Origin of the sequence: Pseudorhizobium tarimense, from assembly GCF_022968135.1 — a bacterium.
Lineage (GTDB): Bacteria > Pseudomonadota > Alphaproteobacteria > Rhizobiales > Rhizobiaceae > Neorhizobium > Neorhizobium tarimense.
In genome coordinates, this window is the sequence record NZ_JALJRA010000021.1 from 1 (window position 1) to 19,697 (window position 19,697).

Annotated in this window: 18 protein-coding genes and 4 pseudogenes; 9 read left to right on the plus strand and 13 right to left on the minus strand. The window is 59.9% G+C overall.

The features are described from left to right. Positions 1 to 213: 213 nt before the first annotated feature. Complete coding sequence (locus tag MUU54_RS20635; RefSeq protein WP_247245848.1) at positions 214 to 1,119, minus strand: LysR family transcriptional regulator; 906 nt, start codon at positions 1,117 to 1,119, stop codon at positions 214 to 216. Between the two features lie 67 nt (positions 1,120 to 1,186). On the opposite strand from MUU54_RS20635, the gene MUU54_RS20640 reads away from it, so the two are divergent. Both MUU54_RS20640 and MUU54_RS20645 read left to right on the plus strand, forming a co-directional pair. Then, on the plus strand, positions 1,187 to 1,519 hold the full coding sequence (locus tag MUU54_RS20640) for a cupin domain-containing protein (protein ID WP_247245849.1): 333 nt from the start codon (positions 1,187 to 1,189) through the stop codon (positions 1,517 to 1,519). Positions 1,520 to 1,586: 67 nt separating this feature from the next. After that, complete coding sequence (locus MUU54_RS20645) at positions 1,587 to 1,994, plus strand: VOC family protein (protein ID WP_247245850.1); 408 nt, start codon at positions 1,587 to 1,589, stop codon at positions 1,992 to 1,994. Positions 1,995 to 2,641: 647 nt separating this feature from the next. Here MUU54_RS20645 and MUU54_RS20650 read toward each other — a convergent pair. The 3 genes and pseudogenes from MUU54_RS20650 to MUU54_RS20660 form a co-directional block, all read right to left on the minus strand. Next, entirely contained in the window at positions 2,642 to 3,001 is a 360-nt protein-coding gene (locus MUU54_RS20650) for an STAS-like domain-containing protein (RefSeq protein WP_247245851.1), read from the minus strand. 79 nt (positions 3,002 to 3,080) lie between these two features. After that, complete coding sequence (locus tag MUU54_RS20655; RefSeq protein WP_247245852.1) at positions 3,081 to 4,040, minus strand: ATP-binding protein; 960 nt, start codon at positions 4,038 to 4,040, stop codon at positions 3,081 to 3,083. Between the two features lie 458 nt (positions 4,041 to 4,498). Beyond that, positions 4,499 to 4,789 (minus strand): annotated as a pseudogene (locus MUU54_RS20660) (reverse transcriptase domain-containing protein); the annotation flags it as partial. 388 nt (positions 4,790 to 5,177) lie between these two features. Between MUU54_RS20660 and MUU54_RS20665 the strand changes: the two are divergent. The 3 genes from MUU54_RS20665 to MUU54_RS20675 are packed head-to-tail and all read left to right on the plus strand — an operon-like array spanning position 5,178 to position 7,832. Then, a complete protein-coding gene (locus tag MUU54_RS20665) occupies positions 5,178 to 5,846 on the plus strand; it encodes a TadE/TadG family type IV pilus assembly protein (RefSeq protein ID WP_247245853.1) in 669 nt (222 codons plus the stop codon). After that, positions 5,833 to 6,432, plus strand: a complete 600-nt coding sequence (locus tag MUU54_RS20670; protein WP_247245854.1) for a TadE/TadG family type IV pilus assembly protein — start codon at positions 5,833 to 5,835, stop codon at positions 6,430 to 6,432. The genes MUU54_RS20665 and MUU54_RS20670 overlap by 14 nt, the downstream gene beginning before the upstream one ends. Before the next feature lie 17 nt (positions 6,433 to 6,449). Further along, positions 6,450 to 7,832, plus strand: a complete 1,383-nt coding sequence (locus MUU54_RS20675) for a TadE/TadG family type IV pilus assembly protein (RefSeq protein ID WP_247245855.1) — start codon at positions 6,450 to 6,452, stop codon at positions 7,830 to 7,832. A gap of 155 nt (positions 7,833 to 7,987) precedes the next feature. Here MUU54_RS20675 and MUU54_RS20680 read toward each other — a convergent pair whose 3' ends face one another. Both MUU54_RS20680 and MUU54_RS20685 read right to left on the minus strand, forming a co-directional pair. Next, positions 7,988 to 8,644 (minus strand): hypothetical protein, encoded by a 657-nt coding sequence (locus MUU54_RS20680; RefSeq protein ID WP_247245856.1) that lies wholly within the window; start codon positions 8,642 to 8,644, stop codon positions 7,988 to 7,990. Positions 8,645 to 8,932: 288 nt separating this feature from the next. After that, on the minus strand, positions 8,933 to 9,148 hold the full coding sequence (locus MUU54_RS20685) for a DUF1217 domain-containing protein (protein ID WP_312038857.1): 216 nt from the start codon (positions 9,146 to 9,148) through the stop codon (positions 8,933 to 8,935). An 818-nt stretch (positions 9,149 to 9,966) separates the two neighbouring features. Between MUU54_RS20685 and MUU54_RS20690 the strand changes: the two genes are divergently transcribed. Then, on the plus strand, positions 9,967 to 10,275 hold the full coding sequence (locus MUU54_RS20690; RefSeq protein WP_247245858.1) for a hypothetical protein: 309 nt from the start codon (positions 9,967 to 9,969) through the stop codon (positions 10,273 to 10,275). Positions 10,276 to 10,409: 134 nt separating this feature from the next. On the opposite strand, the pseudogene MUU54_RS20695 reads toward MUU54_RS20690, so the two are convergent. Next, positions 10,410 to 11,165: pseudogene (locus MUU54_RS20695) on the minus strand (ATP-binding protein); the annotation flags it as partial. Next, positions 11,162 to 11,563 (minus strand): GNAT family N-acetyltransferase, encoded by a 402-nt coding sequence (locus MUU54_RS20700; protein WP_247245859.1) that lies wholly within the window; start codon positions 11,561 to 11,563, stop codon positions 11,162 to 11,164. The pseudogene MUU54_RS20695 and the gene MUU54_RS20700, both read right to left, overlap by 4 nt. Before the next feature lie 79 nt (positions 11,564 to 11,642). On the opposite strand from MUU54_RS20700, the gene MUU54_RS20705 reads away from it, so the two are divergent. Then, positions 11,643 to 11,801 carry a hypothetical protein gene (locus tag MUU54_RS20705; protein ID WP_247245860.1) on the plus strand — a complete coding sequence of 53 codons (159 nt, stop codon included), beginning with the start codon at positions 11,643 to 11,645 and terminating at the stop codon, positions 11,799 to 11,801. A gap of 225 nt (positions 11,802 to 12,026) precedes the next feature. On the opposite strand, the gene MUU54_RS25215 is transcribed toward MUU54_RS20705, so the two are convergent. From MUU54_RS25215 to MUU54_RS20720, 3 genes and pseudogenes are all read right to left on the minus strand, one after another. Beyond that, a complete protein-coding gene (locus MUU54_RS25215; RefSeq protein ID WP_247245861.1) occupies positions 12,027 to 12,335 on the minus strand; it encodes an AAA family ATPase in 309 nt (102 codons plus the stop codon). Between the two features lie 856 nt (positions 12,336 to 13,191). After that, entirely contained in the window at positions 13,192 to 14,145 is a 954-nt protein-coding gene (locus MUU54_RS20715) for a 1-phosphofructokinase family hexose kinase (RefSeq protein ID WP_247245862.1), read from the minus strand. A gap of 96 nt (positions 14,146 to 14,241) precedes the next feature. Further along, a pseudogene (locus MUU54_RS20720) lies at positions 14,242 to 14,989 on the minus strand (alcohol dehydrogenase catalytic domain-containing protein); the annotation flags it as partial. A gap of 372 nt (positions 14,990 to 15,361) precedes the next feature. Between MUU54_RS20720 and MUU54_RS25220 the strand changes: the two are divergent. Further along, positions 15,362 to 15,620, plus strand: a pseudogene (locus MUU54_RS25220) (heavy metal translocating P-type ATPase); the annotation flags it as partial. Between the two features lie 85 nt (positions 15,621 to 15,705). Beyond that, positions 15,706 to 15,930: a hypothetical protein gene (locus MUU54_RS20730; protein ID WP_247245864.1), complete on the plus strand. Its 225-nt coding sequence runs from the start codon at positions 15,706 to 15,708 to the stop codon at positions 15,928 to 15,930. Positions 15,931 to 15,959: 29 nt separating this feature from the next. Here MUU54_RS20730 and MUU54_RS20735 read toward each other — a convergent pair whose 3' ends face one another. Together MUU54_RS20735 and MUU54_RS20740 are read right to left on the minus strand one after the other, a co-directional pair. Continuing rightward, positions 15,960 to 18,791, minus strand: coding sequence for an EAL domain-containing protein (locus MUU54_RS20735; RefSeq protein ID WP_247245865.1), 2,832 nt, complete (start codon positions 18,789 to 18,791; stop codon positions 15,960 to 15,962). Between the two features lie 56 nt (positions 18,792 to 18,847). Next, the gene (locus MUU54_RS20740; RefSeq protein ID WP_247245866.1) at positions 18,848 to 19,642 is read right to left on the minus strand and encodes a FecR family protein; all 795 of its coding nucleotides are present in this window, start codon (positions 19,640 to 19,642) and stop codon (positions 18,848 to 18,850) included. Positions 19,643 to 19,697: the final 55 nt, after the last annotated feature.

Genomic DNA, 19,697 nt, shown 5'->3' on the forward strand with positions numbered 1-19,697 from the left:
GCACGATCTAATATAGACGGATGACAGCCACTCCGGTCAAACCGGCCAAGTCAATGCGCATGGAAATGAGCGCTTACAATTAAAGATAGAGATTGGTAACTACGGTGGAAGACCGCAGGTTGCGGCCGGGGTTCTACGCGAGTGCAGCGCCTACAAGACATTGTGCGTTAGCGCCACCGGACACAGCGGCGACGCTCAACTAATGGAAGACGACTATTGCTGCCTCTCAGGGTAAGCACCCCCAAACAGCGGCCGTAGCGCGTGGAATTCGCGTGCAAGGAAGTCGGACAAGGCCCTGATCCGCCCGGTGTGTCGCAGTTCACTATGCGTGAGGAACCAAAGATCACTCGACAGTTCATCAATGGGTTCGCCGACCCTGGTGAGCCTTGGATCGGCGTCCGCAAGGTAGCAGGGGAGGATACCTTGCCCGAGACCATTGGCGACGGCTTCGGCAAGCGTATAGAGACTGTTTGCTTGAAGCGCGGCGTCGGCGTATCGGCCAGCTTGCTTCAGCCAGCGAACCGAGGCCAGGTGTCCCAACTCAGCATTGGGGACAACCCATGGCTGAACGCTCGAAACTCCCTCGGCCATATTGCTTCGGTACACTGAGACTGCAATCCGGCAGAGCTTCCTGCCAACCAGGCTCTCGGGCGGCTCACCGCCGGCACGCAACGCGGCGTCGACTTCTCGCTGGCGCAGATTCGCCATACCAATGCCTGAACGGAGGTCGAGTAGGATGGCCGAGTGTTCCGCTCTAAAGCGCTGTATCAGCGGCATCAGCGGACCCGCTATCAGAGTGTCGACGGTAGCCAAACGTACTGTTCCAGCTGCGTCGGAAATTTCGTTCCGGACACGCGCCTCCAGCGCACCAATCTCCTCGTCAAAGCGTTCAGCCAACGCGGCCGCCTCTCGCCCTGCCGCGGTGAGAGAGACGCCGGTCGTATCACGATGGAAGATCAGAGTATCTAGCCGCTGCTCCACCGCCTTCGCATGACGGAATACCGTAGGAGTACTGACGCCGAGACGTACGGCAGCACCCGCGAATGAACCCGATCGCGCCACCGCCAGAATCAGGCTGAGATCGTTCCACTGAAGTCGCTGCTGCACGTAATCCAGCATTTCATTTTTGTCGCTACCCGATTTCCATTTTTAGCGCCTATTGTTCCAACAGGCAATGGAGACCCTCATGAGGACCATCGATAGCGAATGGATACACGAGACGACGCCTTTATATGGCGAGTTCGAGGGAGAACGATGTGGATCCGACGTCTCGATCATATTCACCCGGCTCGACACTCCGGGTAGAGGGCCGGCACTTCACCAGCATCCCTATTCCGAGACGTTTCTCATCCGGAAGGGTGTTGTCCGTTTCACGCTCGGAAAACGGAGAGTGGATGCTGTGGCGGGTGAGATCGTGGTGGCCACACCGGAGACGCCGCATCAATTTGTGAGCCTTAGCGATGAGGTCGAGATGATCGACATCCATGCAAGTGGCCGGTTCATCACAGAATGGCTGTAGCCGCGGCCGACTTCGGCCGCCGGTGCCAAAGCAGCGCGAACAGAGTTTAACCAGGAAAGGATAAGCCATGTCAAAAATGATCTTCGTCAATCTGCCTGTGAAGGATTTGGCTGCGGCTACCCGCTTCTATGAGGCGATCGGTTGCCAGAAGAACGACCAGTTCAGCAATCATCAGGCGTCGAGCATGGTCTGGTCGGACGTCATAACGTTTCAGTTGCTGTCGAAAGACTATTTTGCAACCTTCACGCCCAAGCCTGTCGCTGACGCGCATGCAACTACCGAGGTGCTGATCGCACTCAGTCACGACAACCGACAGCATGTGGATGCCATCGCGGACGCGGGAGCGGCGTCGGGCGGCAAGGCCGATATCCGGGAGCCCCTTGACTTGGGTTTTCTCTACAATCGCTGTGTCGAAGATCCCGATGGCCACGTATTGGAGCTGGCATGGATGGATGTGAGCACGCAGGCAACATGACAGGCGGCTAATCCCGGCCCACTTGTTAGGTGTATCCGAGGCAACGGCGTTTTAGCTCACCAGTTCGGAGCCAGCCAGAAATTGTGAAGCCGGTTCCGTCTCCACCTTCCCGTTGCCTTCTGAGGAAGGCGGAACGTCAGGCCCAGGAACGCCAGGAAGCTTAGGCTTTCTAACTAAGCACCGACATCGATCGCACGGTGAAAGAGCCTACCCAGCGACAGTACATCCCGTCGCGCCCGCCTCAGGAGGTGGACTATCTGAGCGGTGAGATCGTAAATATCGATTGCTCGCTCAGCATCGATGGAAGTCCGAGAGCTTTCAAACGCTCCACCAGTCGCGAGGTTGAAGAGCTCGAGGGACATCTCCCGATACTTTGATGCTTCCGCGCTGCAGAGGCTATCCATCTCCGAATACAGATGTGTAGTTGCGGCATGCGCAGCTCGCACTTTCGCAGCGGCCGCTCGCTCCTCATCCTGGCTTGCCGGGACCTTCAGCCAGTACGCTTGCGCCGCATCGCAGAATTTCTCGATGTCTTTTATGTGCTCGTTGATTAGGGCCGCATCTTCGGATCTAGCGACCCGATACTGCTGCAGGAACCAACCCAGGAGTGCACCAACTACTAGGAAAGTTGATTTTTCCCACATGGGTTAGGAATGCAGGACGCCATCGAATTCAGGCTGCGCACTCTTGATGTAGCCAGAGATCGAGTCTCGGAAGATCATCAGGTGCGGTTTCGAGCACTCTATAACCAACAGTTGCTCGAGTTCATCTCGAGTAAAGCGACGCTTCCTGATGAGGCCAGCGAAAGCCTCTTCCAGGAACGAAGAACCGAACGTCCGAACACCGTCGATATTGACGACGACCTTCTCCGAGCCGTGCGACGTTTTGGCACGGGTCAACGCCGGCAGAAGCACGGAATCTCGGAAAGTCTCGCCGTTGTGGGTCCCGTCCGTCGGAAAGCGACCGGACGGGTAAGGGCTGAACTGTTTTGCCAAATCGATGTTCATTTGCGCACAACCAATTCGTTCGTAGGAAGTTCCATTGCCCACTCTATTCTACGGCAGGACGTCATGTCCCCGTCGCGCATTATATAGCAGCCACTATGGCAAGCGTACCGCCGAGGGAGTATGGTACTGCACCTGAGCTAAAGCGTCCATTTGGGGCCCGGGTACACCAACCGCCACGGCTGAATACAGTCAGGCGGCCTCGACCAATCCGCTTTATAACGTCGATGATCTGCGGCAGACCCTTGCCACGATGCTTCTGATCAGTGCGGGACCCACCGTACTTCATCGCCGCCCGGATATATGTACCATCATTCTCGAAGTCAAACGAGGGCTGCTGACGTAGGGTGCGGCCCAGGTAGTTGTACACCTTCTCCAGTCTCTCTATCCGAGGATACGTCACAGGTATCGTCACCCCTTGGTCGTACACGACTACTGTTAAGGAATGATTGCGGCGATCTGCCGTCGCTGAAACCCAGAACCGACCGATGTGAGGATAGATGGGCTGGTAGTCATCAGGATAGGCGTGGCCGGTGACATTGCTCAGAGCTTCGCTTAAGCCGGTAAGCAGATCAATTATTACGGATTCCGGAATGCTGCTTGTCGGGTTCATGAACTCGCCGAGCTTTTGGAGCGCTGCATCTATCCGCTCCAGATCATCAGCATTCTGACTGCTCACGATCTGCATGGTTCGCACGTCACCTTCATCGATGACGACGTCGGTACGCTTGGGTGTGATCCCAACAATCTCGAAAAAACCAAGCTGGTACAGTTTACGGAAGACTTCGTCGTTCCATCGGTCCAGTACTACCGTGGGCGGGACCTCATCCAGCATCGTTCGCATGCGTTCATACTCGGCAGCCAGCACAACCGCCGCGGCCGTTGAAATGGATGTTGGGTACGAGAAGTCATTGTAGCCTATCAACTGCGGCGAGCGTCCAGGCGATCTGCGCACCAGCGGCTTTTTCTTCTTCACTGCAATGCTGGTGCCTCGCCGCAGAAGCTGTAGGAAGCGAATGCTGTCGCGGGTGTTTGTGGTCAAGCACAGGTTCTTCGGCGGCCGGGATGGTGCCGTCTTACAGACTGCCCACTCAGGTTCTCCGCCTTGCCAAATCTGGACCCAATTGCCGTCCCGCCTTGGCCGCATCCTTGGCCGAGACGGCTTCCGGAACCGGCGCCAACGCCTTCTCCGTTCATTAGCCGCTCGATGCGCATGCCAATTCCTGCAAGCCGCCCCCAGTTTCTTCAAATGCCCCAGCTTCCAATGCTTTATGATTCCCGTTCACGTTCGACCATGGCACCTTCCTCGTCAAGCAAGCATCATGTTCAAAAACCGTCCATAACGCAGTACGGAGCGGATTTTTATTATTGCTTAACAGTTCTTTATCTATTGTGCACGCCTCCCTTGGTAAGGGAGAGGCCGAGAGTTCAAATCTCTCTAGCAGGACCATCCTTCCCTTGTTAATTCAATGAACTCGTTGCCTTGCGGGGGGGGGGGCGGAACTTGCGGCCGAAGACGCTGGCAACGGCGCTCTTGTCCTCGTTCACCGTCAGGTGAAGTCGCCGTTAAGGCGCCGCAGCAGAGCCATTACCCCGCTCACCCGCTCGGCTCGACCGCACATAGTTATTGCAGTCGTCGGCATAGCGGCAGAAGGCATGGCCCGGCTGTTCAAGTTCCTTGTCCACCTCATCCAGCAGCACATTGGCCAAGAGCGGCGACAGCGGTCCGCCCCGCGGCGTGCCTCTGATCCGCTTGATGACCCCATCCCCATCAACAATATCGGCGTTCAGATCGCGGTCGGTGGTTTGATCCCCAGCTTCACACCGACAGAATGCGCCAACGTCAGGGCCGCTGGATATGACCCTCGTTTAAACAGGATCTGCTCTAGCCGCACCTGACCGAGACAATCCCCCTCAGGTGCAGGATCTGTCTCGTTCGCTGAGTGATCTTCTCGATAATCCTATGCCGCCATCTGGCCCAACTCTAGCGAACGCTGTCGACTCCTCTGCATCGCCTCCGCGTATGCCGACATTGCCTCGCCCCGGAAGCATCCTTGGTCTTAAGCCTCTTCCTCCTGAGGGCTTGAGACCAGCCTCGCCGGCAACCCGACCAAAAATTGGTTCTTTCGCCTTTCGGCTACTGGCGGGGATATGGCTTTGGCTCCAACCAGGAACAGCAATGGCAAAAGGCACAGATTTGATGAAAATGAGCAGGAATACATTTGCTGGTTATAAAGTTCTCGATGTTAGGAATACCCTGTCACAGAACAGAGGATTCCACTTGAGGCGGCTGGACATTGTTAGCTTTCAGCGCTCTGAAGATGGTGCGACAGCGGTCGAATTCGCCATGGTCGCTCCCGTTCTCCTGTTCATGACTTTTGCCATCGTCGAAAGCGGTATCGCCTTCGCGGCGGATATCATCTTGAAAAACGCTACGTACGACGCGGCACGAACTGGACGAACCGGGTTCGTCTCTGAGGATTCAACCCAGGATGCTACTGTAAAGCAAAAGATCCTGTCACAGGCGGGCATGATCATGGACGTCGACAAGCTCGTTATCACCAGCCTCTCGTACAAGAGCTTCGATGATCTGAAAAAGCCGGAGCCGTTTGTCGACAAAAACAAGAACGGCCTCCGTGATGACGGCGAGAACTATACCGACGTCAATGGGAACGGAAAGTATGATCTCGACCAAGGCACCACCGGCTACGGTGGCACTGCACAAGTCGTCCTCTACACAGCGACTTACCCGTGGACGTTCCACACTCCCATCCTCAAGGAAGTGATCGGCAACAATGGCACGATTGCTTTGACTGCAACTGCAGTCGTCCAAAATGAACCCTACTGATATGCAGCGGCTGAACCAAAGCGCGCGTGCTGCCTTCGCCTTCGCTCGACGCTTCCTCGCGAACGAAGAAGGTGTGGCCGGTATCGAGATGGCGATGATTACGCCAGTCTTATTGACGCTTTTGTGCGGCGGCAGCGAAATTGCCTATTACTGCAGGTCACACTTCCAGGCTTCACAGATGGCCTCGACCGTAGCGGATGCTGTGTCCCGCTATGAGTCACTGACGTCGTCGGATATTACCTCGATTTTTTCCGTCTCCTCAGAGGTAATGGGCACCAGCGACTTTGCAACGAACGGCTATGTCATCCTTTCCTCGGTATCCCGAACCGACGGGGCAGAACCCCTTGTTTCCTGGCAATGCAAAAGCGGAGCGCTTGTGAGCGAGAGCCGCATCGGCAAGTTGAACAAGGCAGCGACTCTGCCAGGCGGTCTTACACTGGATACATCGGACAATGTCATCATTGCAGAGGTCTTCTACCGCCACACCCCCATCTTCACGAGCTTCGTCCCGCTGGAAAATCAGCTCTTCAAGACTGCAACGTTTCGTCCTCGCCTTGGCAGCTTGACGACGGCGCCAGGCTGTTAGTCAAAGGGAAAACGACCTTGACCTTGCGTTCCTTGATGTTTCGTTTTCGTGAGGACCAGGAGGGCGCGGTGCTGCCGCTTGTCGGGGTTGTCAGCATCGCTCTCATCGGCGCGACGGGCTTCGGTATTGATACTGCTAGACTGGTTCTTATGCACTCCAGCCTGCAGCGGGCGATTGACGCGGGCGCACTGTCGACCGTGGCTAAACTGGACAAAGCGACCATTGACGCGCAGTTGCGCAAATTCACCGTGGCCAACTTCGCCGAAGGACAGATAGGAGCAACCATTGACAGTTTGACCTGGTCCCTTTCCAGCGATGACAAGACCCTGACCGTAGACGCGACTGCGAGCGCCCCGACGACGTTCATGAACATCCTCGGCGTCGAAACGATGAACACGAGCGCGCAGACCGTCATCGAGCGCTCAACTACGGGCCTTGAGCTGGCACTGGTATTGGACAACACAGGTTCTATGTCAGGTTCACCCCTGACGAGCTTGAAATCTGCTGCGAACACACTGGTGGACACGCTTTTTGGCGATGATGCGGTGGCAGAAAATCTTTATGTTGGCATCGTCCCCTTCTCGCAGACGGTGAACGTCGGAAAGAGCCACACTGATTGGCTTGCTTCGGGAGCGCTATCGTCTCTCGATTGGGGCCCAACCTCGTGGGGTGGGTGCGTTGAGGGCTTTTCTTCAAGTACTGACGACATGTCGGATACCGTCCCGTCTACGAAGCCGCTGACTCCGTACTATTGGGAGGATGATGACTACCAAAATGATTGGATCAGCACCAAGGGCAACAGCGGCAAGAAAACCTACGACTCAAACCTCAGCAATGCGAACGGCCCAAACAAATACTGCCCCGCTGAGGTTACGCGGCTTACTCCGAAGAAAGCGACGATCAAATCCGCTATCAGCGCCATGAATGCAGTTGGCAACACCCATATCAACTTCGGCGCGGTTTGGGGGTGGCGCATCCTTTCGCCCAAATGGCGCGGCATTTGGGGCGGCGACATGGCAACGTATGAGCTGCCACTCGACTATGGAGCACCACACATGAGCAAGGCGGCAGTGATCATGACAGATGGCGAAAACACAATGTCATCATCAATCTATACGGCCTATGGTTGGCTTTCAGAGAAGAAGCTGGGAACGAGCAATGAAGGCTCGGCCGTTACCCAATTGAACAACAGGTTGAGCAGTGTCTGCACTTCGATGAAGAACGCGGGAATAATCATCTATACCATCGCTTTTAATGGCCCGGACACAAGCACGCAAAAACTGATGCGCGAGTGCGCCACGCAAGATGCGTTCTATTTCAATTCGCCAACGAACGCGGCTCTCCAGTCAGCCTTTCAGCAGATAGGGGACTCTCTCTCGAACCTTCGTATCAGCAAGTAACGCAAGAGCTCCCGGACCCTCCGTTTTGAAACTGGCTATTCGCTTCGATCTCGTCCATCACCGACCAGCCGGAGCATTACGGCGATGCCTACAAAAAACCCGCCCCAGGCGGTGGGGCGGGTTGACGATCCGGGCTGGTGCCTAGGGACGGGTGTTCAGAACGGACGGTTCGGCATGTCGTCGATGCTGATCACGCCGTCATCGTTGCGATCCATGCGAGCAAACAGCTTGTCCACGGCAACGGTTACTTCCGCCTTACTGAACTGGCCGTTCTCATCCGTGTCTGCCTGACGGTTCAGGTGCATTCCACCCATCTGCGGGCCCATTCGTCCGCCGTGATGCATGCCACCGCGTCCACCTTCGTGACGGCGATCTGCATGCTCGCCGCGGCGACCGGGACGGCCGTTGCTGTGAGCCTTGTCATTGCCGTCATCGTTGCTCTGAACCATCTCCTGGCGGCGCTCTTCACGACGTTCCGCACGTTCGGGGCGCGGATTGTCCTTGCGGAAATCTTCCATCTTGGCTTTGCGATAAGCGCGCAACTCACCGGGGATGAGGTTTCCGTCCTTGTCAGCGTCCATTTCGGAGAACAGCGCTTCCTGGCGTGCGGAGAGCTCTTCTTTGGTGATCTTCGCATCCTTATCGGCGTCTGCGGTCTTGAGCAGGCGGACGAACATCATCTCCTGCATCATGCCGCCTCTGGCGACGTGGCGGCCTGGGCCGTCCCCTCCGGGTGCTGCAAAGCTTGGCAGAGCGGTGCTGGCGACGAGGACGGCTGCAAGTGATGCCAGGATGACTTTGTTGATCTTCATGAGAGGCTTCCTTCTTGTTCTGGTTACAACCCATACGTAGGCCGCAGCGACATGAGGGACCACTTAAACATCCGTAACATGGATGAACGTTCGGTAAGGATCAGCGCGACACGACACCGAAGTGGGGCGCCGAGATCGTCGGGCACATAGCCCGTGTGGCTATCCTCGCCCGAGAGCGTCTCCCGGGGCCTGGCATCGTGAATGCCCTGCATCGTTTCGGTGTAAAAGGCGGCTTCGGCATCCGCCGCCTCGCACGCCACCGTCAGTTCCTCACCATCAGAAAGCGCGTCATCCGACGATATAATCGGGGCGGTATCGCGCATCGTTCCGGCCGACTGTGCCAGAACCGGTGTCTTCACCTCCCCAATCCGCGGTGAAGTTGAAGGCCTGCGCCAGCGTGACGAAGCGTCCGTCCTTTAACTGGTGGAAGTAGCTCTTCGGATCCAGCAGGTCGCTCTTCGGGACGTTCTTGATCGTCAATTGGGAGACGCCATCCGGATCGATGCCGACCGCCTTGAGCGCAAATTTGGTAGACGCTCGTAGTCCCTAGAACTATTTCCGCCAAGCCGAATGCGCTGCATGTGATCGCCGCCGATCTAGTAAGGCCGAGGACCCTCTCCATGTCGAAATGCGCCCCATCATCGACATCGTCCTACCTATGGCTAACGGCGGGTGACGCCTTGTTGAACCGGCAGAGGAGACCGCGGGGGTGTCGAGTGTTCTGCCGGGCTCGATTGAGGGCGTGACGTGCTTGTGGGGCTGCGAGTTTCGCACGGCTGAAGATCCAAGGGACGTCGGGTAGCGGATGACTCGTTCGATATCGCCAGCCCCGTTCGCCAGACGCAGCGTCTTTGGCGTTATCCCCAGCAACTTCGCCGCGCCGCCCAGGTTAAGTCAAGGCTCGACCCCATGGATCTGTGGACGGAAGACCGTAACCTTGCGATATGCTCTCAGCGCAGTTGGTCGCTTACGTGTCTAGCGACTGAGCATGCGCTCGAGATCACGCACGCGTTTTTCCAGGTCGCGAACCTGGGAGGCGGCGACGAAATCGTCGTCTCCCTGAACGGCGGCGTAATCGCCCTCAAGCCTGCGAGGCTTTGAGGCATAGAGCTGGGGAAGGGAAACTCCATCACGGCGTGCACATAGGAAGCTCATGCCCCGGCTGCGTGGATCCCTCCACCGGCCAAACCTCTTCGGCGACTGATCAGCGTCGCCGGCCACGATCGCTTTCCCGTCTTGATGGCTCGCGAGTGATCCTCGACTTCGCAAAGAGTTAAGGAAGCAAGGCTATAGCGGATGAATTCTATCGCAAAGGCTTTCAGATGATCAATTCAGTCTCCGCTTCAGCAGCCACGTCGATCACATCCTCTGCCTCATCGTCTAGTGGCGCTTCTGACTTAGAAGCTCAGGTCGCCGCAAAGAAGGCCGCATTGGCTGAGGCGAAGACCGATGAAGAAAAGAATCAAATTCAGAGCGAGATAGACGCGCTCGAAGCAGAAATAGAAAGCCAGAGCACCTCCGCAAAGGCAGAACAGCCCGCGCTTGCTCTCCCATCGGGAGAGAGCCCGCGCATCGGCACGAACAATTTTGACGACGACACAGAGTTCGGGAAACGGGTAGCCTATATCTGACCGCCTGCGAATAGACGTCTCGAAGAGCCTCTCGCGTAAAGTGCTCCCGAACCCCTTGTTCAATCAGTCGAACCATCAGGCCGGGGGTTAGCCTCCTTAGGATCTTAGCTCTATACACAGACCTGGCTCAATAGTCAGTCGAGCAGTTCCCGCAGGCCGCCTGCCAACTCCTTGGCTGTGTATGGCTTCTTCAGCCAGCTTCCGGAAGCTGAGAGCTCGCGCCTGGCGATCTCTGGCTCCGCACATCCAGAGGTGAAGAGAACCTTGATCTCGGGACGCTCGGCGCGAACGATCTCCGCCAGCTCGTCGCCCGTCATGCCGCCGGGCATCACCACATCCGTGAAAAGCAGCGCGATATCGGAATTCTGGCGAAGCTTCTCCAGCGCCTGGGCGCCGTTCTCCGCCTCGATCACCGTGTAGCCGAGATCGGTCAGGCGCGACACCGCAACCCGCCGCACCCGGGCATCATCCTCTACCGCCAGGATGGTCTCCGATCCGCCGAGAAGCGCCCGGCTTGCCACGGTTGGCGTCTCGGTCACCGTCCCCGTGTCGCTGGTGTACTGGATGGCCGGCAGGAAGATGCGCACGCTGGTGCCCTGGCCTTCCTCGCTGTAGAGCTGGATGTGGCCGCCAGACTGTTTGGCAAAGCCATAGACCATGCTGAGGCCGAGGCCGGTTCCCGATCCCACGCCCTTGGTCGTGTAGAACGGTTCGAAGGCGCGCTGTTTCACCTCTATCGACATGCCCCCGCCGTTGTCAGTCACGCTGACCAGGACATAGTCGCCGGTACGCACATGCGGATACATCTGCGCATAATCCACATCCAGCTTGATGCGCGAGATCTCGATCGACAGACGACCGCCGCGCGGCATGGCATCGCGTGCGTTCAACCCTCCGGAGGCTCCGATACCACGTCCAGAAAATCAGGCCTTTCGGGTGCGCTGCGCCAGAGCCGCACCGTTTGGCATCCCTCCTCCTCCGCCAGCCGGCGGGTGAACTCGATGAGCTCGCGGCTGACGCCGGCCTCGTCGATCAGGCTGATGGTCGCGAAGACGGGAACGTCAAACAGATCGCCGAGCTCCAAGTGTTTCATCGGCGTCATGCGAATCAGCCCCCGGATGTACCCGTTGCCGTCCTTGGCAGCTGCCCATTGCCGTCGCTGCTGTTCGGTCGCCGTCAGGCTCTTCCAGGTTGCCAGATCGAGGGACGGGACGACGACCTGCATGATTGCGAAGGAGCGCATCACGTCTCCCGGCGTCAATGTAGCGATCTCATATCTGTTGGCCACCCAGGTCTCCGTCCCAACAACTCCGCTTCCTGCCGAATGCATGCTTCGCAGAGTAGAAGCTGAGGACGAGCGGTCATTGATGCGCATCAACCTCGCCTGCCTCTGCAGTCTCGTCAAAGGCGTGGAGAACGATGCAGACGTTCTCATCCACCGGTCTCGCGGCTGGCAAGTGGCGCCACTCGATGCCCGCGGGCCGGCGCTCCAGCTGTGCCGCAAGAAGCGCTGTGTCCGCGTCTGAAGCGCCTCCCGAGCGGCCTGCGATCCGCTGCCAGAGCAGGGCTGGCTCCGCCTCCAGCCAAACTCCCTGAAATGCGACACCGGCGTCCGTGGCGGACTGACGGACAACCTGCCGGTTCTCTCGTCTCTCGAAGACCCGTCGACCACCGCGCATCCACTCCGGCCGAGAATGACCGCCGCACGCCATGCCATTTCGGCGTAGACCTTGCGCGACACTTCGGGCCGGTTAGGCCGCAGGCGGCAGGCGCGTCTCGGGCGGCACGTCATGCAGGCCCTTGCGGAGGCGATCGCTTTCGATGATCCTAGCTCCGGGTGCGGCTCCGAGATTGGGGGCAAGCGCATCAGCGAGCGTCGATTTTCCAGATCCGCTCAGGCCGCCGATCGCCACCAGCCTTGGCTGCTGTCTTCCGAGCAGCGCAAGCGCCAGATCGTAATAGGAACGCGCCTCGGCGGTGAGATCCACTTGCAGTTCCCCTTCCGCCTCTGAAGCTTGCGTCGCCGTCACATGAGCCCGCACCGCCGCGCGCGTCGCCATGAAGAATGGGAGAATGCAGAAGCATCCTCGTCCTGGGCCTCGTCGAGATAGCGGTTCATCACGAGGTTGCATCGGGAGCCGAGCGGTGAAAGCGGGCAATGGCGCGTGCGGTTGCCGTCATCAATGCCAGGCTCAGCCTTCCCTTGCCGACCATCCGGTCGAAAGTGCGGCCTGATCGAAGCGCACCATCTCCACCACAACGTCGACCACCTCCCCTCGCCGCCGAACACCAGCTTGCCATCCGGCTGGCGTGTGATCCGACGGTTCCCGAGATAGAGGTCCGGCGCCGTCATGCTGTTCAGACCTCGTCCAGACAGGACTTCAGCCGGAGCGGGATCGTAGAGAAGCCCACATGGGGGAGCTTCACCGCCCGCTTCATCTTGAAGGCGCGGTCGCCTGCCAGAAAAACCTACGAAGTGTGTGTCCGGATGATCTCGACCGGTTCGCTGATGCCAAAGGCCTCGGAGGCGCCGAGGAAGGCGATGACGGCGCTCTGATCTTGCATGATCACCGACTGGTCCTCCTGCCGCCTCTCGCACGCCGCCGCTAGCGGGCGAGCAGAACCGGCAGCTTCGTTTCTTCCAGAGTCGAGGCGGTAACACCCCGAAGATGCGCTGACGCATCCTCGAGTGACCGTATGCCCCCATCACGACGAGCTCAGCCTGCGTATCCACGGCATGCTGCTGCAGAGCCCTCTTGACGGACATGGCCCGCGCTGGTCAGCTGCTCGAGCATCTCCGTCAGCCCGGACAGCTTCGTGGCCGTCAAGCACAAGGTGACGGAAGCGGAGGCAACGACGGGCGCCGCCCCCTGAGGCTCACCGCTCGGCCGGGTGGCGATGCCGCCCTGCCCTCCCTCAGGTGGCGACAGCCTTCCCGTCGCGAAACGCCGCGTCACCATTCTCGAAGAGCTGGAACACATCCTCCCGCTGGCATAGTTCGGTACCCGGGCTCATCACGGTCGCGGCGCCGGCCGCCACCCCGAAGCGGAATGCCTCCTCGAGCGGATAACCTTTCGTCAAAGCCCAGACCATGCCGCCGACGAAGCTGTCGCCGGCGCCGACCGTCGAGCCGACCGGGACCTCGAAAGATGGCACCTTGATAGCACCCTCCGCAGTCACCAGCACCGCCCCTTCCCGCGCCATTGAGACGCAGACGTATCGCACGGCCCCTTCACGGATCAATTCCTGCGCGGCGGCAATTGCCCCAGCTTCATCCAGTTGCCGGCCGACGATCCCCTCCAGTTCATCGAGACTGGGCTTGATCATGAAGAGACCGCCGATCTCGAGCGCTTTCTTGAGCGATGGACCGGACGCATCGAGGATAAAGCGTGCTTCACGTCCGGCGAATATCCGCGCCATGTGCGCGTAGGCATCCTCCGGTAGTCCGCGCGGAAGGCTACCGCTGACGACGACATAATCCGCGCTGGCTCGCTCCAGGAATTCTAAGGCCTCGCCATACTCCTGCGCACTCACCACGGGACCTTCGGGCACGAACCGGTATTCGCGGCCGGTTTCGATCTCCCTCACCATGAAGGCCACCCGGATCGCGCCTTCGATGGGAAGAGCATAGAGGTTGACCGCCATCTTCCGGAGCGTGTCGACGAGGACGGCGCCAGTCGCGCCGCCGGCCATCACCATGAGGTCAGGACGTTCGCCGAGTTCGGCAAGCACGCGCGCAACGTTGACGCCGCCGCCACCGATATTCTGGCGCTGGTTGCGGATGCGCACCTTCTTCGTCGGCACGACGTGATCCGTCTCATTGGAAAGATCGATCGAGGGGTTGAGAGCGACGCACAGGATGGAAGCCATGTCTTCTCCAGTCTTGCGAGTTTGCGCCCTTGGCGCGGTGAAACTGTTGGCGGGCCGTCCTGCGGCGAACCTACGAGCAGAACGTACAAGTCATGATCAAGGTACAAGAACGGCGGCCCCCGACAACCGGCTGGAACGCAGATCGCCGAGGGCGAGATTGGCGTCGGCCAGCGGGTAGACCGTCGTGTGCGTCACAACATTGGCGGCGTGTGCGATTGGAAAGAACTCCGCGGCACCTGCCCGCGTCAGGTTGCAACAGACGAGATGCTCCTCTCGCCCCAAAGGAGCGCATAGGGCATCTGCGGGATGTCGCTCATGTGGATGCCGCCGCAGATAACCCGGCCGCCTCGACGCACGACCTTCAACGCCTCCGGCACCAGTTCGCCGAAGGGCGCGACGATGATGGCCGCATCGAGAGGCTCAGGCGGCAGATGGCCGGAGAAGCCGCCCCAGGCAACGCCGAGGCGTCTTGCGGAATCCAGCGCCTGCTGATCTCCCACCTTCAGGAAGGAATGGACGCGCCGCTCCTGTCACACACAGATCTGAGCGATGATGTGCGCCGCGGCGCCGAAGCCGTAGAGACCGATGCTTCCGCCCTCCCCCGCTTTCTTCAGCGACCGCCATCCGATAAGCCCGGCGCAGAGGAGCGGGCAAGCGCCACCGGATCGGCGTCCTCGGGCGGATCGAAGGCATAATCCTGATCGGCCACAACATGTGTCGCAAAGCCACCATCCCGGGTATAGCCGGTGAACTGCGGCGTATCGCAGAGGTTCTGTTCCCCGTTGGTACAGTAGGGGCAATGACCGCAGGTGTGGCCGAGCCTGGGAATGCCGACGCGGCGGCCTATGCCGGCATCGTGCGTCTCGTCGAGCAGGCGCGCAACCAGAAGGCGCCGATGTCGCGGCTGGCGGATCGTTACCCCGTCGATTTTCGGCTGATCACGATCATTGTCACGCTGGCCGCTGGGGCTGTCAGCGGCCACCCGGTACGTGCCGTCGCTGTGCTGGTCGTCGCCACGCCACGGCGGCGACCGGCTTCTGCGCAGGCTCCGGGACATGGGGATCGACCATGTGGTGCTTGCAACGGGCGATCATCGCGACGTCGCCGAAAGCCTCGCCTCTGGCATGGGTTTCGATCAGGTTCTCAGCGAACTCAGCTCCGACCAGAAGGTGGTCGCGTCAAGGCGGCGCATCAGTATGGACCGTGATGATGATCGGCGACCGCGGAAGCCGCCGACGTCGTGCTGCTCGTTGATGACCCGTATTCTCTCCGGCATCGGTATCGCGCGGCGCTGCCGAGCCACTGCGTTGCAGAGCATCATGGTCGGAATCGGTCTTTCCCTGTGCGGAATGACTGCCGCTGCACTGGGTTACCTGCAACCGGTGCAGGGAGCTCTGCTGCACGAGGCGATCGATGTCGCTGTCATTTTCAACGCGCTGCGGGCGCTCCGCTCCGGCGAGGAGTATTCAGGTTAGTTGGCGAAACGTCATGTGCCGGACACCGGGGCGAGATAATTTCGTCTCAATTGTCGGCTAGGTTGGCTGCAATGGAGGTGACGCCATGTCGAGCGATCTTACAATTTCGGAAGTCCTGTCCGATCCGCTGATCGGCCTGATGCTCAAGGCGGATGGGCTGGATCGCGATGCGTTTGCAGATCTCCTGGGGGCCGCAGCTCGCGACCAGCTGCAGCAGAAGCTGTCGCAGTTGCGGGAACAAAGAGCGACGCACTTCTACGCGCGTCTCTCGGACTGGCAGGCCACAAGCCAACATCGCAGCCATTGCTGAGCTGCGCCGTAGAAACCTTTCCGGCACGGTCAGCCCGTCGCGCTGAGCGCCGTTGGCAGCTGCTGTTCGAGTGATAGAAGCTCGTCCGCAGTCTGAGGCTTGCCGAACAGATAGCCCTGTCCTTGCTCGCAGCCAAGGTTTGCCAGCATCTGCCATTCCGCAGGTTCCTCGATCCCTTCACAAACCACCGACATCCCGAGGCCTTCGGCAAGCGACTTGACTGACCGAACGATCGCCTGGTTCGCCGGCTTACCCGTGATTCCGCGAACGAAGGACTGATCGATCTTGATCTTGTCGAAGGGAAAGCGGGCGATGTAGCTCAGCGACGAGTAGCCCGTTCCGAAGTCATCCAGCGCCGTCCGAAGTCCCAGCGAGCGCAACTCCGTAAGTTCTTGCAGGAGACGTCCCGGATCGACAAGGAAGGTCGATTCCGTGACTTCGATATGCAGGCGATCCGGCGCAAGGCCTGAGGCTGCAAGCGCGGAACGGACATCGGCGCAGAGGTCGCCCTTGGCGAACTGGACTGCCGAGACATTGACGGCGACGGGAATATCGGACGGCCAGCTTGCGGCGGCCGAGCACGCCTCCATCAGAACCCAGCGTCCAAGCTCGCAGATGAAACCATTCGATTCCGCCACGTCGATGAACTGCACCGGAGAGACAAGGCCAAGTTCCGGGTGCCGCCAGCGGATCAGCGCCTCGCAACCGCATATCCTGCCGGAGGCTAGATCCACCTGCGGCTGGTAGAGAAGAAAGAACTGTTCGTCCCGCAGCGCCGAGCGCATCTGCTGCTCGAGCCGCATTCTCCGTGCCTGCTCGACCGCCGCGATCGGCTCGTAGATGTGCGAGCCCGAGCCGCCCACTTGCTTGGCCTTGTCCAGAGCCAGTTCGGCCGCATCCACCCAGTCGGACGCATCGCCGACACAATGGCTCGCAAGACATGCCCCTACGCGCGCTTCCAGCCTGATCTTGGTGGTTGCGGCATCGAAGCTGCGACCGAAAAGAGCGAGCAGCTTTGCGGGAAGTCCGGCCAACTGGTCTTCGTCAGCAAGGGATACGGCCACGCAGAAGACGTCGCCTCCGAGGCGGCCGACGAGGGCCTGATCCGGATCGGCGGAAACGTCTCGCGCTCCGGCCATCAGCCGCTTTGCCACGCCTCGCAGAAGGTGATCGCCGACACCCCGGCCGAACGTCGAGTTGATCGTGCCGAAGCGATGCAGATCGATCGCTGCGACGGCTATTACCTGTCCACCGCTCGTGCTTTGTCCGATGCGGTGCACGAGCTCGCGCCGGTTCAGCGTTCCCGTTAGGTCGTCGAGCTGCGAAAGCCGGCGCAGCTTGGCCTCATAGGTCTTGCGGGCGGTGACATCGCGCAACGTGACGCAGACGACATAGGAACTCGCCTGCTCACCTTCGCTGGTCAGGTCCTCGAGGCGCGAGACGGTGAAGCTCACCTCGAGTTCGATGTTTTCGCCATCGCGGGAGATCGTAAGTTCTTCATGGTGGCTCGGCTGCAGCGCCACATCGGTCGCGCAGCCTGCCACCGCCTTGTCCAGCGCTTCAACAAGCGCTGCCGGAGCAAGATCCCGGAAGCTCTTGCCTCGCCTCAGCAGGCGATGAATGCCGAAGAACGTTGCTGCGGAGCGGCTGTGCTCGATGATCATCCCCTGAGCATTGATCACGATCACCGCATCGATGCTGTCGTTGATCACCCGCTTGAGGATGCGGCGCGCATTGCGCTGGTCGGCGCTTGCCATCTCCGCAAGCCAGTTGCTGAAGCCGACCTTGTCGAGGAGCAGTCCGGCCAGCGCCATCGTCAGGATGACGTGAAAGGACGTGGACGGAAGGAGCAGCGACCACTCCTTCTGGAGAAGGAAGCCTGCGGCCTCCACAACGCCGGCAATTCCAACGGCGCCTGCGGTGGCCACTCTTACGCGACAGCGGCGCAGCCAGCGGAAGGCTCCGCCCAGTACCAGCACGAGGGCCAGGCCTAGCGGCCAGGCCGGCAGCCACTCCGGCACGCGATCCTGCAGGAGTGTCTCGGCCGCAAGAATATGCAGCATCGGGCCGCTGAGGATGCCGTGGACGGGTACCGGGAGAACATCCTTCAGCTCCGTCGCATACGCGCCAACCACAACGGACTTGCCATTAAGCAGACGCGGACCGACGGCCCCCCGAAGCAGGTCTGCAACGGAGACGGCAGTCACCGTTTCTGGTCGGATGGAGAAATCCACGGGCAGTTCCGATATCTCGGGGGCCTGCAGACCAGACAAGGCGATAGACGCTGAGGGGAGCGGGACGCCATCCATCAACAGGCTCGCATCCATCCTCCTCACCGATCCGCCATCGCCGGGAAGAACGTTTGCTGCCACCAGCCACGCATTGTCGGCAAACTGCGCGATCGGACGGGAGATCGAAGTGGCTTCGGCCTCCTGCACGTTCTGGTGCTGCTCGAATGCCGGCAGCATGACGCCGCCGCCTGCGCGCTCCAAGGCGGCAGACAGCTGATCATCTTCTTCCGCATCCGATGGCGTGCTGAAGTCGACATCGAAGAAGATGTCCTCGGCGCCGCCTGCGACGAGCGCATCGATGATGTCGCCGTGGATAGAACGGGGCCAAGGCCAGGTGCCGACCTGATCGAGCGCCTCCTTATCGATGGCCGCGAACACGAAGCGATCGGAGGCCTCTCTCGGCGCATATTTGCTGCGCAAATCGAATACCTGATTGTCCAACTGCCGGATGATTGTCAGCGTGGGAAGCGCGAAGGGCAGCGACAGGAAAAGCACGGCCACCGCCAGCCGCACAGCCCCGGTGCGGCTAGCGTTTCTCGAGGCGAAGCGATTTAGAAGCGGCTTCAGCACCCTGCTCCCCTTTCCTTCCACTCCTGGTCGTGGCGATGGGCAATCATTTCTGCGCCTCAGTTGCGGCCGCCATTGCCGTTCCCAGCGCCGTTGCCATTGCCGCCGCCGTTGGCTTTTACGCCACCGTTGCCATCGCCGCCGCCTCTACCGTCACCGTTGCCATTGCCGCTACCGTTGTCGCCATTGGTCTGGCCGCTGAAGCTGCTCACGCCCAGTCCCGTACCGATCGGCGAAGGCTGGCCCACCGCGGGGACAGCCGCCTGCGTGGGTTCCACGGAGGACACCGAAGGTGCTCCGTTGCCTGCAACGGCAATGTTCTGTGCCTGATCGACCCTTGCCTGCTGCCCGGGACCCACGTCCGTGCTCTGGCCACCGGTGAACGAGGTGACCTGCACCAGACCACGATCGACCGAGACGGATGCATCGCGGCTGGTCACGGTCACGGTGAAGCTCCTGCCCTTTACCACAGCGGCCAGTAACGGCGTGTGCACATAGGTGTGCGGCCTGCTGCGCTTTTCGATGTCGGCTGCGATCTGTCCCGTCCGCTGAACGACCTCCGTCTTGCGCGACAGCAACCCTTCCCTGGTGATCACGGCAGCGAGCGTCTTTGGCTCGATGGCCAGTCGCTCCGTGCGTCGGGTCAGGGCCAGACGTCCGCGGGGGCCTGTCGACACCCAGGCATTGTTCGGAACCGCCATGCCTCTCTGCAGGGAGACCCAGTTCTCGCGGTCCACCGTGTACATGACCTCCTTCGTCGTCCGTTCGACCTGCCATTCGGCGGCGAAGGCGGTGGCGGCCGAGAGACAAACGAAGAGAATTGTCGTGAAGATCTGGCGCAGATGGCTGAGCATCAGAATTCCTCCCTTTTGCCCAGCACACCATTATCTAATTAAGAATCCATTCAAT